Here is a 13,782-nt window from a genome sequence, read left to right as displayed (position 1 = left end):
TTGGAACAGGATTTCATGACTTCGACCGCCACCGCTTCCCCCGTCGCCCCGGCCGCGCCCAACCCCGCATCGGCCAACCCCTCCGGCCTGTCCGTGCGCAAGCTCGAGATCGATCTGGGCCAGGGCTTTAACCGCCACTGGTATGGCGGCGACGCCTTCCTGAGCCAGTACCACAATGCCTTGTCGATGAGCTTTCCGGTCGGTGAGCAATCCTTCATCGATGCGGTGCGCGACTGCGCGAAGCTGCTGCCCCCGACGCCCGAGCATGCCCTGCTGCACGAAGCCATGGCGCAGTTCATGGGCCAGGAGGCCACGCACCGCCATATCCACGCGCTCTACAACACGCACCTGGAAACGCAGGGCCTGGTCAACCACTGGCAGCACTGGGCTACGGCGCGCATCGACTATGCGAAGAAAAGAGGCATCGCGTCGCGCCATTTCCTGGCGGTGACGGCCGCGTATGAGCACCTCACCGCGGTGCTGGCCGACTACCTGCTGCGCCACAACGACACGCTGGACAGTGCCGACCCGAGAATGCAAATCCTCTGGCGCTGGCACGCGGCCGAGGAAACCGAGCACCGCGCCGTGGCCTACGACCTTTACCAGGCGCTGCAGGGCAGCTACGGCTGGCGCATACGCTGGTACATCTATGCGGTGCTGCTGTTCACCTTCGATTCAGGGCGGCAGACCGTGCTCAACCTGTGGCACGACGGCACGCTGTTCAAACCCGGCACCTGGTGGAGCGCACTCAAATTCTTCTGGGGCCGCAACGGTGCCATGTGGCACTGCACGATGCCGCTGCTGTCCTACTTCAGGCGCAGCTTCCACCCGGACCAGGAAGCGTTTGCGGAGCCCGGGCAGCAGACACGGACCCTGGCCCAGCGCTGGCTTAAAGAACACGCGGAGAGCTTTCGCGTGGTGCGTTGAGGCGCTCTACTCCTCGATTATTTTGCGCATCCAGTCCGGCAGCGGTCTCGACTTTTGCGCCGGAAAGTCCACCCAGATGGTGGTGGCACCGCCCGCAGCGCAGATCACGCCCGGCGTATCAGCGCGCTCCATCGTGGCCCAGCTTTCAAACGTGGTGCGCCCCGGGTCGCTTACGTACATCTTCATCAGAACGTCACCCGGATATTCCAGCTGCTTGTAGAAATTGCAAAAAGCGTTAACGATCACCGGCCCTTCGCCTTTCGGGTCGGGCTTGCAGCCAATGCCATACATCCAGTCGATGCGGATAGTTTCGAGATAACGGAAGTAAGTGCCGTTGTTGAGGTGGCCCATCGCGTCCATATCACCCCAACGGATGGGAATATGCATTTCGTGGACGAGCTTTTTCTTTTCGGGAATTTCAATTTTCATGATGCCAATTGCCTTTATCGATGGGCCCTGATGGAAGCCAGAATCCCCAGCGTGAACAACACGCAGGCAGACAGTTGTACCAGCGTGGGCCAGTGGCCATCCCAGGCAAACGAATACAGCAGCGCAAAAATGGTTTCGCTCACGATGAGCTGCCCGCACAGGCTGGCGCTGAGCCGCTGGCTGGCCATGTTCCACAAAATTGTCGCCAGCCAGGTGGAACCCAGACCGGCCAGAACACAAAGCAGCACGAACACACCGCGGTCTTCGCGGCTGGCCAGCACACTTGCGCCCGAACCCGCAAGTAGCCACATCAGCAACGCCCCGAGGCCGGTTGCCACGCCCAACCAGTTAGCCCAGTCGGTGGCGTTGACTTCAGGGTGCCGCTTGAGCCAGGCAGAATTCAGGATCGCAAACGCCGTCCAGCACACCAGTGAGGCCGACACAAACAGCATGCCACGCCAGAAATTCGTGGCTGTTCCCTGACCGGCCTCGTGGGTGGAACCCATCATGAGCGCCAGCCCCGCCAGGGTGAGCGCCAGGCCGGGCAGCAGGGAAGCCCAACGCAGGCCTTGCGGCTTGCCCAGCAACATGACCCAAATGGGAATGGTGCCGATTACCAGCGAAGGCACTTCGGTGCCGGCGTCGCGTATGGCCAGCACCAACAGCAGGTAGTAGCCGCTGAACCCGAGAATGCTCATGACCAGAGCGGCCCACGCCTGCCGCACCGTGGGCAGGCGGCGAGTGCGCCATCCCGCCAGCATCACCAGCACAGCCACCACGCCGTACACCGCAAAGCGCCCGGCCGTCAGGTCAATGGACGAATAGCCACCCACGCCCATGTCGAGCATGCGCGGCGCCACAAACACCAGGCCCCACAGCGCGCCCGCCGCGAGCCCGGCCAGAATGCCCGTCAGCATCCGTCAGGCAGTGTGCGCAGTGGCTACCAGGCGCAAACCTAGCAGCCCCATCGCACCGGCGGCGGTGCGGTCTACCGCAGCCTTGCTGCGCAGGTAGGCTGCGCGCGGTACAGCGGAAGACAAAACCACCGCCACCACGGCATACCAGCCGATTTCCATCACGAGCACGCCCACAAGCACCAGCAGGGCTGCGGGCAAGGGAAACTGTGCGGGCAACAGTGCCGCGAACACGCTGCTGTAAACCACCACGATCTTCGGGTTGCTCAGCTGCGTCACCAGCCCCTGGCGAAACGATTGCAGCACCGTGCGGCGCGAAGCGCCCGTGTCACCGCCGCCCATTTCCAGCGGCTGGCGCGCGCCGCGCCAGATATTAAAGGCGATCCACATCAGGTACAGGCCGCCCACGACCTTGAGCGCCATGTAGACACCAGGCAAGGCGGCCAGCAGGGCCTGCAGCCCGGCCAGCGCCAACGCGGCAAACACCAGCGCCCCCAGGCCCATACCCACCGCGGCAGCCAGGCCGTCAGCGCGTGAACGCGAAACCGCGATGCGCGCAACCTGCACAAAACTGGGGCCCGGGCTGACCACGCCCGCCAGCAAGGCCAGGAAGATCAGGCCTATCGGGCCGAGGTAGGGCACTACGGAATCCATCATGTTCTTCTCCGAAAATTAATCTTTGTTATGCCGATCGATCAAACGCCAAACCCGTCGTCGGCTGCAATCACTGCACCATTGACGAAATGGCTCTCGCCACTGGCCAGCATCACCAGCAGTGCATCCAGGTCTTGCGGTTTGCCGATGCGCTTGCGCGGCAACATCTGCACCAGCCTCTTGCCCTGCTCGGTTTCCCAATGGTGGTGGTTGATCTCGGTGTCAATATAGCCGGGGCAGATGGCGTTGACGTTGATGCCGAACTTGCCCCACTCCAGCGCCATGGCTTTGGTCATCTGCACCACGGCGGCCTTGCTCATGCAGTACACGCCGATCTGCGGCAGTACGCGCAAGCCGGCCATGGAGGCGATGTTGATGATGCGGCCGCCGGCATAGTTGCCGGGCCCGGCACCGCGCGAACGGGCCAGCATGCGCTTGCCGACTTCCTGCGCCACGAAGAAGGCGCCCTTCACATTGGTGTTGAAGATGAAGTCGTAGTCTTCCTCGCCGACGTCCTGGATGCGCTGTGTGGTGCTCACGCCGGAGTTGTTGACCAGAATGTCGATGGGCCCGACTTCCGTTTCAGCATGGGCCACGCCGGCCTTGATGCTGGCGTGGTCGGTCACGTCGAGCTCAACCACATGCGCATCGCCACCCGCAGCCTCAATCTGCGCGCGCAGGTCCTTGAGCTTGTCGAGCCTGCGGCTGGCCAGCACCACGGCCGCGCCGGCACGGCTCAGTGTTTTGGCGAACTGCGCACCCAGCCCGCCGGATGCACCGGTCACGAGAGCGACACGCCCCGACAGATCAATGCTGTAAGCCATTAGAGGCTCCTCTCTCAATTTAAACCGTACAAAAGAGAACGACCGTTCGCATCGCCGCATTCGCGACATAAAATCCAACGCGAGACCGACAATCCTTCCTGAAAATCATTATCAGCGAGTCCCCGATGAATACCCAAGAAATTCTGGCCCAGTTCGGCCCGCGCGAAGCAATGGAATATGACGTGGTCGTGGTGGGCGGAGGCCCGGGCGGCCTGGCCACCGCCATCCGGCTCAAACAACTCGCCGCTGAAAAGGGCACAGATGTTTCCGTGGTGGTGCTTGAAAAAGGTTCCGAGCCCGGCGCGCACATTCTCTCGGGCGCAGTGATGGATCCGAAGGCGCTGACCGAACTGCTGCCCGACTGGAAAGCCCGGGGCGCCCCGTTGAACCAGCCCGTTACCGCTGACGAAGTGCTTTTCCTGAGCGAAAAGAGCGCGATCAAGACACCGGCCTTTTTTGTGCCGGACTGCTTTCACAACGAAGGCAATTACGTCATCAGCCTGGGCAATGTGGTGCGCTGGCTGGCGCAGCAGGCAGAGGGCCTGGGCGTTGAAATCTTCCCCGGCTTCGCGGCAGCCGAAGTGCTCTACAACGACGACGGCTCCGTCAAGGGCGTGGCCACCGGCAATCTCGGCATCGGCAAGGACGGTCAGCCGACCGACAACTTCCAGCTCGGCATGGAGCTGCACGGCAAATACACCGTGTTTGCCGAAGGCGCGCGCGGCCACCTGGGCCGCCAGCTGATCAACCGCTTCAAACTCGACGAAGGCCGCGACCCGCAAGGCTACGCGCTGGGGGTGAAAGAACTCTGGGAAATCGACCCGGCCAAACACAAGCCGGGCCTTGTGATCCACACTGCCGGCTGGCCAATGGACAGCCAGACCTACGGTGGCGGTTTCATGTACCACCTGGAGGACAACAAGGTCACGCTGGGCATGGTCACCGGCCTGGACTACAGCAACCCCTACCTCAGCCCGTTTGAAGAGATGCAGCGCTGGAAGACTCACCCCAGCATCAAGCAATACCTTGAGGGCGGCAAGCGCATCAGCTATGGCGCGCGTGCCATCACCGCCGGCGGCGCATTGAGCCTGCCCAAAACCGTGTTCCCCGGTGGCGCGCTGATCGGCTGCGAAGCCGGTTACCTCAATGCCGCCCGCATCAAGGGCAGCCACGCGGCCATCAAGAGCGGCATGCTGGCCGCTGAGGCCGCCTATGGGGCTGTCACCGCCGGCCGCCAGCACGACGAGCTGGCCGCCTACCCTGAAGCCTATGCCAAGAGCTGGCTCGCGCAGGAGCTCAACCAGTCGCGCAATTTCAAGTCCTGGTTCAAGAAAGGCCTCTACGTCGGCGCCTTCATGACCGGCATCGAGCACTGGCTGTTGCCCAAGCTGGGCTTCAAGTCGCCGCCCTGGACCATCCACAACAGCATTCCGGACTACGCCAAGCTCAAGCCGGCGGCCGAGTGCACGCCCATCGTGTATCCCAAGCCCGACAACAAGATCACCTTCGACCGCCTTAGTTCGGTTTTCGTCTCCAACACCAACCACGAAGAGCACCAGCCCGCGCACCTGACGCTCAAGGACGCGAGCGTGCCGGTGAGCATCAACCTGGTCAAGTACGCCGGCCCCGAAAGCCGCTACTGCCCGGCCGGTGTCTACGAGTTCGTAAAGAACCCCGACAATACCGACCGCCTGCAGATCAACGCGCAGAACTGCGTGCACTGCAAAACCTGTGACATCAAAGACCCAACACAAAACATCGTGTGGGTCACGCCCGAAGGCGGTGGCGGACCCAACTACAGCGGCATGTAAGCAAAGCATCTCCATCAACGAAAGCCCGGCCTCCCCCGGGCTTTTTTCATGCGATTTGCTACGCCGGGTTAATTCCCGGGAATTCAGCGCACTGTGCGAGCAGTCGCAGCAGCCCCTGATCTTTGTGACTTTTTGTCGTTTGCCGTTGGGATGCCAACTGCTAACGAACAGTTCAGCTCCCCGCCAGCCGGCGATTTGCAACCGTCATTCACAAGTGCTTACCGAACGATTCGAAACGCTTTGAGGCCAGCGTGACAGCTTCCCACGCACATATGCGGCTTACGCTGACATCCTTTCTCCACGCGTCAAAGACACTCGTAACTAGCCCCTGAAAGGGAATGGTCTGGTGATGTCTGGATGCTGCCTGTCCATGCAATCCCTCACGCGAACATGTTTCAGCAGTGTTACGCCGGCGCCGTGACCCGTATCAAATCAACCCGCTGCCATGCAGCCTTTTGCAATGACCCTGAACAAACCCAGTGTGCTATTAACCGGTGGAGCCGGATACATCGGAAGCCATACTTTTGTGGCGCTGGTGAATGCCGGCTACCAGCCTGTCATCCTCGACGACTTTTCCAACAGCCATCCTGCCGTGCTGCACCGGCTGCAGCAGCTGACGGATCAGCCCGCACCCTGCGAACGCGGCAACGTACTGGACACCGATTTTGTGGCAGGAGTCCTGCAACGCTACCACTGCGTTGCGGCCATCCACTTTGCCGGGTTCAAGGCCGTAGGGGAAAGCGTGCAGCGCCCTCTCATGTACTACCAGAACAATGTTGGCGGCCTCCTGAGTTTGTTGCGGGCGATGGAAACGACGGACTGCCGGGCCGTAGTCTTCTCTTCAAGCGCCACGGTCTATGGGGATCCCGCCACCGTGCCCATCAATGAGCAGTTTCCATGCATGCCGGAGAGCCCGTACGCCCACACCAAACTGATGTGTGAAAACATCCTGGCATCCCTGCGCATTTCAGACGCGGCGTGGCGGGTCGGGGTGCTGCGCTACTTCAACCCGGTGGGCGCGCACCCCAGTGGACTGATCGGCGAAGACCCTAATGGAATCCCCAACAACCTGATGCCGTACGTCACCCAGGTGGCCGTGGGCAAACGGGCCACGCTCAATGTGTTCGGCAATGACTACCCCACACCCGACGGCACCGGGGTGCGCGACTACCTGCACGTCACCGACCTCGCGGCAGGCCATGTGGCCGCAGTCGATGCTTTGCTGGCAAGCGGCAGGAGCTTTACGGTCAATCTGGGCACCGGCGAGGGCACCAGTGTTCTCGGTGTGGTCCAGGCGTTTGAGCGGGCAAGCGGACGGCCAATTCCTTATGAATTCGCACCTCGGCGAGCCGGGGATGTCGCACAGTACTTTGCAGATGTTTCCCTGGCCGGCAGCCTGCTGGGCTGGCGCGCCACATGCACGATCGACGACATGTGCCGCGACTCCTGGCACTGGCAGCAGCGCAATCCCGAAGGCTACAGGAACACCTCTGAAACCGGTATGGACGTATCTGCATCTGAGCCCATGCGCAATAGCCCGAACGGACTCATCCAGCCGGCGGTCAGCATGTGAGCAATTCAAGCCTTGCCCCAAGAATGCGCCACGCTTTTTTGAACTCAATAAATAGCATAAAGCGCGCCATGAGCCATTCGGACTATTGTCAATTGCTGCACTGCACAACAAACTCTTTTCCTGCTTTGACAGAAGGAAAACCCTATGTTTCGAACCCTGTTTACCGCCATTTTGGCCACCTGGATTGCTTCAGCAACGGCGTCTACCAACCCGCCTGCAGCGCCCGCAGCGGTGACGCCAACGGGAGCTACCGCCAAAGCGACACGTATGAAACTCCAGCCCGGCACTGAGCCCGTCAAGGTCAACACAGTCCACGGTGTGAACACGGTGCGCAATGGCCAATCCGGCTTGGGTGTCACGGCGGCGGCGGGCGAGGCAGATACGGACGAATCCGGATGGCACCCTTACGGCACGCTGCTGGCCACATTGGCGTTGATGGGCGTGATTGCCGTTCGCCGCCATAAAGCAGAGAGGTCTTGAGCATGAGTGGCCTCGGCCGTCCGGGTGTTGCAGCGGTCAAATGGAGCGCCGTTTCCACAGCGGCACGCTTTGGGCTGCAGCTGGCGGCCCAGGTGATTCTGGCCCGCACCTTGGGGCCGGAGATTTTTGGTGTTTTTGCCATCGGCATGGTGGTACTGACATTCGCCACATTCGTCTCCGGTTTTGGCTTCAGCTGGAGCCTGTTGCAACGCACCACACTGAGTGACGAAGACGTCCGGTTTGCCTGGACATGGCAACTGATCGTGGGTATTGCCACCATGCTTGCCCTCTATTTTCTGGCGCCGCTGCTGTCGGCTTATTTCCGGGAGCCGCGCGCGCAATTCGTCATTGAATGGTTATCGGTGGCGTGCCTGTTGGGTGCTGCGGCAGCACCGGCTACCTACCTGCTGCAGCGTGACTTGAATTTCCGGGCAGTGGGATTGATCCAGGTCGGCAGCTATGCCGCTGGGTATGTGGCTGTTGGGGTGCCGATGGCACTGCTTGGCCAGGGTGAGGCTTCGCTGGTAGCGGCCTGGCTGGTTCAGGCGGCTGTTGTGTTTGTTGCCAGTTATGCCCTCAAGCCGCATGCGCTTCGCCCGCTGTTCTGGTATGCCGATGCAAAGTCCGCTGTCGGTACGGGACACACGGTCTTTTTGACCAATATCGTCAACTGGGTACTCAACAACCTTGACCGGGTATTGATAGGCCGGTTGCTCAACGCGCAATCGCTGGGTCTCTATAACGTGGCTTACAACCTGGCCACGATGCCCAACACCTTGCTGCTGGGCGCACTTCAGCCCGCGTTCCTGGCGGCGGGCGCACGCCTGCAAAACGACCGGCCACGACTGGGCCGCGCTTATCTGCAGATGCTGGCCACCATTGTGGTGTTGGGACTCCCCGCCTTTGCGACGCTTGCCTTTCTGTCGCCCGACATCGTGCGTGTGCTTTATGGGCCCGCATGGAGTGGGGCAGCCTGGGTGCTGGGAATTTTGTTCCTCTGCATGCCGGCGTACGTCATTTGGGGACTGTCGACACCCGTGCTGTGGAACACCGGACGCAAGTACTACGAATTTGCGCTGCAGCTCCCGCTGATCGTTTTGGGCATCCTCGGTTTTTACCTGTTTGCAGGCCAGGGAATCCACATGGCTGCAGTCGTGGCAGGTCTGTTGCTGGTACTGCGCGCAGCCGTTACGGCTACGGCTGCATTCCGTGCACTGGAGCTTGGCTGGATGTCCCTGCTGCCGGATGCCCTGCGCGGGTTTCTTCTTTGTGCCGCTTGCGTTTTAGGTGTGATGGCAGGTCAGCACGCGGTTGCACGGTTTGATATTCCCCTGCTCTCGCTGCTTGCCGGAAGCCTGTCCGCAGCAGTCCTGCCGGCATTGCTGCTTGCCCTGAGGCCGCAAATGCTGGGACGGGAAACATCCGAAATGGTCATCCGGTTTGTCCCCGGACTGGCGAAGTTTTTGCGCCGCGGTGTTTCGGCACCACGTACCGATCTTTCCAATTCCCTTGAGCAGCCACTCTAAGGAGCTATCCTGGAACAAACCGTCGTTATTTCTGTTCTGGTTGCCGGCGCCATTTTGGCGGCACTTTTGGCGACGCTGGGCATGGCGGGTGCCGTTCATGTCACGTCACGCCGTGCGCACGGATACATGCATGTCATTTTTTACGCCATCCTGGCAATGGTGGCCCTGAACAATTTCCTCTCGGGGCGCGACCTCTCCAGCAGTGCGTTTAAATTGGACGAAGTTGCAGTGGTGGTGCGCCACCCACTGGTGGCTTTGGCGCAGCCGCTGGTTTCCCTCTTGCTGCTCACGCTAGCGGGGGAGCGCATCATCACGCACTGGCTTCAACGCGACAAGACGGTGCAGGCGCCCCCGGTGATGCTGATCACCTTTATTCTTTTCTGGGCAGGCACGGTGGCCGCACCGGCCCTTTTTGGCCTGCATCCGCATGTGTCACACGACTACGTGTACCCGCTGCTCATCGGCATCGCGGCAGTGCTTGCCACCAGCATCGAAAGAGATCTTGCGTTCAAGGCAGCTCGCAACGCCTTGCTGCTCTTTATGGCAGCGGGCTTGCTGCTAATCCCCTTCAAGCCAACGCTGGTGCTGGATCTCTCCTATACGCAGGGTCTGCTGCCGGGTGTACCGCGGATGGCAGGGCTGGCCGCACATGCTGTGTCACTCGGCATGCTGGCTCAGTTGGGCTTGCTGTGTCTCCTCGCGCGCCCTCTGCAGAGCGTCTGGCTTAATCGCCTGGCGTGGGGAATGGGGCTTCTTGTCCTTTTTCTCGCTCAATCCAAAACAGCCTGGATTTCTTTCACCCTGTGCTCCGCCTGCATTCTTGCTGTACGCCAGGGGCCCGCGTTTCTGCGCCGCGCCAGCGACCCGGTGCGGCCGGAATTCGGCATCGTCTCCTTGGTGGGGTTCATGGTTGCGGTGACTGGTGTCACGCTGGTACTGATGTTTGGCGATGTCGATGCGCGTCTGTCCAGCTTCTTTGACAGCGCCCAGGGCGCGCAACTCGCGTCCATGACCGGCCGTGATCAGATCTGGGCAATTGCCTATGACGAATGGCAACGCAACCCTGTGTTCGGCTACGGACCCACCCTGTGGGATGTCAGTTTCCGTGAAAGCATCGGCATGCCCAATGCGACCCACGCGCACAACCAGTTTATGGACACGCTGTCGCGCTCCGGCACGGTGGGTGCCGCTGCACTGGTGTTGTACGCATTGGTGCTGCTGGTCCTGTCCATCCGCTATGCACGGGCCAGCGGCGGCCTTTCACTGGCGTTGTTCGTGGCGCTGGCACTGCGCGCCATCAGTGAAGTGCCGCTGCTGCTCTTTGGTTACGGCCCCGAGCTCACTACCCACGTGCTTTTGCTGATGACGCTGGCCGCTGCAGCGCGCGAAGCCTATGCCCGCAGAGCGCAGCCGGCAAGCTTGCCGGAAGGCGCCGTGCCCCGCTTCGCCGGGAACTTCCATCCGTCCCCGGCCACCTCTCGGGCCCAACCATGAAATTTTCGATTGTCATTCCGCTTTACAACAAGGCACCGTACATCAACGACACCATCGCGTCGGTGCTGGCGCAATCCTTTTCGGACTTCGAGGTCATTGTGGTGGACGACGGTTCTACCGACGGCGGTGCGGAACTGGTAACGTTCATACCTGACCCGCGATTGCGCCTGGTGCGCCAGGCCAATGCCGGCGTTTCCGCCGCCCGGAACCTGGGAATCTCGCTGGCAAAAGGCGAATGGGTTTCCTTTCTCGACGCCGATGACTGGCACCATCCCCAGTACCTGGCAACCCTTCTGTGGACGCAGGCGCGTTACCCGCAGGTCGACACGGTGGCCACCGACTTCCTGCCGGTTCCCGATACCCACACCATGTGGCCGCCGAACTGGCCAATGCTGGCAGATCAGCCGGAAGTGGAACTCATCACCGATCTGCCACGGCGCTGGATGAGCGCGCCGTCGCTGTGCACCAGCGCGGTGTCCGTGCGAAGCGCGCGCTTGCGGCAAATGCAGCCATGCTTTCCTTCGGGAGAGTCGCACGGCGAAGACCTGGATCTATGGTTTCGCCTGGCAGAGAAAACCCCCGTTGCGCTGGTCCGGTCGCCCTTGATGGCGTATCGGCTGGCCGTGGAAGGCGGCCTGACGACATATCACCCCGACCTGGCCATGCCACCGTTTCTGGAACGCATGCGGGCACGTGCACTTTCAGGGACCATGACCACCATACAACGCCGGTCTGCACTGTGGCTTGTGGCGCAACACGAGTTGACGCTGGCACGGCAGGCACTTGCATCCGGAAGCCGCCGTGAGGGCTTCGACTGGCTGGTGCGCGCGCACCGCGCGGCTACCGGAAGACGGTGGTGGCTGACGGCGGCCATGCTTTTCATGCCGGGCCAGGTGGTGAAAAACTGGCAGCTTTGGCGCACGCGCCGGACCGTTCACACCGGCAGCCCGGCCGAAGCAGGATAAAAAATGAACCCCAAATCACTCCGCAAAATTACCCCCCTCTGGCATTCCTGCCGGGTCTCCGTGGTCATCAAGGCACTGAATGAGGAAAAACGCATCCGGGCGACCATCGAGAGTGCGCTGCGCGCTGTTTCCGCCGTGGGCGGAGAGGTCATTCTTGCCGACTCCTGCTCGACCGACAACACAGTGGAGCTGGCATGCACTTACCCCATCCGTATCGTCCAGCTGGCCAATCCCAACGAGCGCTGCTGCGGCGTAGGTCCGCAACTGGGCTACCAGCATTCGCATGGCGACTTCATCTATATCCTCGATGGCGACATGCAGATGCAGGAAGGCTTTCTTGAGAAGGCACTCGATTTTCTGGATACCCACGAGGATGTCGCAGGCGTTGGTGGCCGCGTGGTGGAGCAAAACACCGAGAGCCTGGAATACCTGGCGCGTGGAGAACGCGCCTCGCCGCACTTGCTGCCCGGCAAGGTCGACCGGCTCGACGGCGGTGGGCTTTACCGTCGCACCGCCATTGAGGCCGCAGGCTATCTTTCCGACCGTAACCTGCACAGCTATGAAGAATTTGACCTGGCCATCAGGCTGCGCGCTCTCGGCTGGCATCTGTGGCGCCTGCCGGTGGATGCCGTCAACCACTTTGGCCACGATGCACCGCCCTATCGCTTGTTGATGCGGCGCTGGAGCACCCGCTATATCTGCGGGCTGGGCGAACTGGTCCGCGCTGCCGCCGGCCAGCCCCGCCTGCATCTGGCGCTGCAGGGCCTGCGGGAACTGCGCCTGTACCTGGCCGTCCTGGGCTGGTGGGCGGTCATGGCCAGCCTGGTATTCTGGCCGGTGTCGGCGCCCCTGCGCATGGCATTCTTTTGCATCATCGTCACGGCGCCGGTGTTGCTGATGACTTGGCGAAAGCGGTCTGTCACCAAGGCGCTCTATTCGGTGGTCTCATGGTGCTTCAACGCCGCGGGCCTCGTACGCGGCCTGCTTCGCCGGCAGCGCCCGGCTGGCGAGGCCATCGCGAGCCGGGTACTCAAGGACTTCGCCATGGCGCCCCGCCAGGCAATTCAGGGGAGCGCCCATTGACCGGCCCCAATGGAAGCCCGCAGAAGCAGCAGGCGACACAGCAATTCACGGGCGTACAGATTCTGAGATTTGCCGCGGCCATGCTTGTCGTGGTCATGCACATTACCCAGGCCATCTCCATCCACATCGGCGGAACCGGCCCAACCCGCTATTGGGCAGACGGCTCCGCAGGCGTGGACATCTTTTTTGTCATCAGCGGTTTTGTCATGGCCATGTCAACGTCGGCACTGCCTTCCGACGCAACGTCGCGGGTCAATGCCGCCTGGGTGTTCATGCGAAGGCGCTTGCTGAGGATCGCACCACTTTACTGGTTCTATACCTTGCTGAAGGTTGCCCTGTTGCTGGCCGTGCCGACCCTCGCATCCCGCGCGTCCGTTGAGCCCGGTCATCTGACCGCCTCCCTTTTGTTCATCCCTGCCGTGAGCCCGTGGGGCCTCGTATTGCCCGCGCTGCCCGTCGGCTGGACATTGAATTTTGAAATGCTTTTTTATGCGGTTTTTGCGGCAGCCATTGCGCTGGGCGCACCACGCATCCGGTTTTGTTTGCTGGTTTTTCTGCTTATTTTCACGGCTGGGCGGCATGCACCGGACTCGGTGGTGCTGGGTTTCTACGCCCAGACCATTGTTTTTGAGTTCATTCTTGGGGTCTGCATTGCCTATGCTTTTTTGCATTTTCGGCATGCATCGCCAGGAGTCGGCCTGATCGTCATGGCCGCTGGTGTAGTGTTCATGTTTATCCCTGACTGGGGGCACTCGGCCGACCGTTTCGCAACATGGGGCTGCGGTGCTGCGCTGGTCGTCCTCGGGTCAATCTGGCTCGAACCATGGACCTTGCGCGCGCCACTGGCTTCCCGCCTGTCCTTCCTGGGTGACGCTTCCTATTCCATCTATCTCTCGCACACCTTCGTGGTACCGGCCGGTGTGCTGGCACTGAAAAAACTGGGCGTGCAGGACAGCCTGACCATCGTGCTTGCCGTGGGCACGGCCGTGGTGGTTGCAGGCTGCATCTCATACGTGTGGCTGGAACGTCCCATGACCACCTTCTTCAAGCGCGCACTCTTTAGGAAGCCCGGTCTTTCTTATCAAGGTACAGGAAAGTAATT

General features: G+C 61.4%; 13 protein-coding genes. 9 read left to right on the top strand and 4 right to left on the bottom strand.

The features are described from left to right. Positions 1 to 15: 15 nt before the first annotated feature. A complete protein-coding gene (locus AC1DYQ_RS01415) occupies positions 16 to 927 on the top strand; it encodes a metal-dependent hydrolase (protein WP_477685264.1) in 912 nt (303 codons plus the stop codon). Between the two features lie 6 nt (positions 928 to 933). Here AC1DYQ_RS01415 and AC1DYQ_RS01410 read toward each other — a convergent pair whose 3' ends face one another. From AC1DYQ_RS01410 to AC1DYQ_RS01395, 4 genes are read right to left on the bottom strand one after another with little or no spacing between them, the layout of a single operon-like run. Beyond that, positions 934 to 1,356, bottom strand: a complete 423-nt coding sequence (locus tag AC1DYQ_RS01410) for an acyl-CoA thioesterase (RefSeq protein WP_477685263.1) — start codon at positions 1,354 to 1,356, stop codon at positions 934 to 936. Positions 1,357 to 1,370: 14 nt separating this feature from the next. Continuing rightward, positions 1,371 to 2,273 carry a DMT family transporter gene (locus tag AC1DYQ_RS01405; RefSeq protein WP_477685262.1) on the bottom strand — a complete coding sequence of 301 codons (903 nt, stop codon included), beginning with the start codon at positions 2,271 to 2,273 and terminating at the stop codon, positions 1,371 to 1,373. 3 nt (positions 2,274 to 2,276) lie between these two features. After that, the gene (locus AC1DYQ_RS01400) at positions 2,277 to 2,927 is read right to left on the bottom strand and encodes a LysE family translocator (protein WP_477685261.1); all 651 of its coding nucleotides are present in this window, start codon (positions 2,925 to 2,927) and stop codon (positions 2,277 to 2,279) included. A 38-nt stretch (positions 2,928 to 2,965) separates the two neighbouring features. After that, positions 2,966 to 3,748 (bottom strand): SDR family oxidoreductase, encoded by a 783-nt coding sequence (locus AC1DYQ_RS01395; RefSeq protein ID WP_457280162.1) that lies wholly within the window; start codon positions 3,746 to 3,748, stop codon positions 2,966 to 2,968. 125 nt (positions 3,749 to 3,873) lie between these two features. On the opposite strand from AC1DYQ_RS01395, the gene AC1DYQ_RS01390 reads away from it, so the two are divergent. The 8 genes from AC1DYQ_RS01390 to AC1DYQ_RS01355 all read left to right on the top strand — a co-directional run bounded on the left by AC1DYQ_RS01390 (position 3,874) and on the right by AC1DYQ_RS01355 (position 13,780). Further along, the gene (locus tag AC1DYQ_RS01390) at positions 3,874 to 5,559 is read left to right on the top strand and encodes an electron transfer flavoprotein-ubiquinone oxidoreductase (protein WP_477685260.1); all 1,686 of its coding nucleotides are present in this window, start codon (positions 3,874 to 3,876) and stop codon (positions 5,557 to 5,559) included. Between the two features lie 445 nt (positions 5,560 to 6,004). After that, positions 6,005 to 7,132 (top strand): UDP-glucose 4-epimerase GalE, encoded by a 1,128-nt coding sequence (gene galE / locus AC1DYQ_RS01385; RefSeq protein WP_477685259.1) that lies wholly within the window; start codon positions 6,005 to 6,007, stop codon positions 7,130 to 7,132. Positions 7,133 to 7,276: 144 nt separating this feature from the next. Continuing rightward, entirely contained in the window at positions 7,277 to 7,612 is a 336-nt protein-coding gene (locus AC1DYQ_RS01380) for a hypothetical protein (protein WP_477685258.1), read from the top strand. Positions 7,613 to 7,614: 2 nt separating this feature from the next. After that, positions 7,615 to 9,138: a lipopolysaccharide biosynthesis protein gene (locus tag AC1DYQ_RS01375; RefSeq protein ID WP_477685257.1), complete on the top strand. Its 1,524-nt coding sequence runs from the start codon at positions 7,615 to 7,617 to the stop codon at positions 9,136 to 9,138. Between the two features lie 126 nt (positions 9,139 to 9,264). After that, on the top strand, positions 9,265 to 10,632 hold the full coding sequence (locus tag AC1DYQ_RS01370) for an O-antigen ligase family protein (RefSeq protein ID WP_477685256.1): 1,368 nt from the start codon (positions 9,265 to 9,267) through the stop codon (positions 10,630 to 10,632). Then, positions 10,629 to 11,597, top strand: coding sequence for a glycosyltransferase family 2 protein (locus AC1DYQ_RS01365; RefSeq protein ID WP_477685255.1), 969 nt, complete (start codon positions 10,629 to 10,631; stop codon positions 11,595 to 11,597). The genes AC1DYQ_RS01370 and AC1DYQ_RS01365 overlap by 4 nt, the downstream gene beginning before the upstream one ends. A 3-nt stretch (positions 11,598 to 11,600) precedes the next feature. Then, positions 11,601 to 12,680 carry a glycosyltransferase family 2 protein gene (locus tag AC1DYQ_RS01360; RefSeq protein ID WP_477685254.1) on the top strand — a complete coding sequence of 360 codons (1,080 nt, stop codon included), beginning with the start codon at positions 11,601 to 11,603 and terminating at the stop codon, positions 12,678 to 12,680. After that, positions 12,677 to 13,780 carry an acyltransferase family protein gene (locus AC1DYQ_RS01355; RefSeq protein WP_477685253.1) on the top strand — a complete coding sequence of 368 codons (1,104 nt, stop codon included), beginning with the start codon at positions 12,677 to 12,679 and terminating at the stop codon, positions 13,778 to 13,780. Before AC1DYQ_RS01360 ends, AC1DYQ_RS01355 begins: the two co-directional genes overlap by 4 nt. Positions 13,781 to 13,782: the final 2 nt, after the last annotated feature.

The sequence above is a fragment of the Polaromonas sp. P1_F4 genome (genome assembly GCF_056405675.1).
This window is presented reverse-complemented; position numbering and strand designations above follow the sequence as displayed.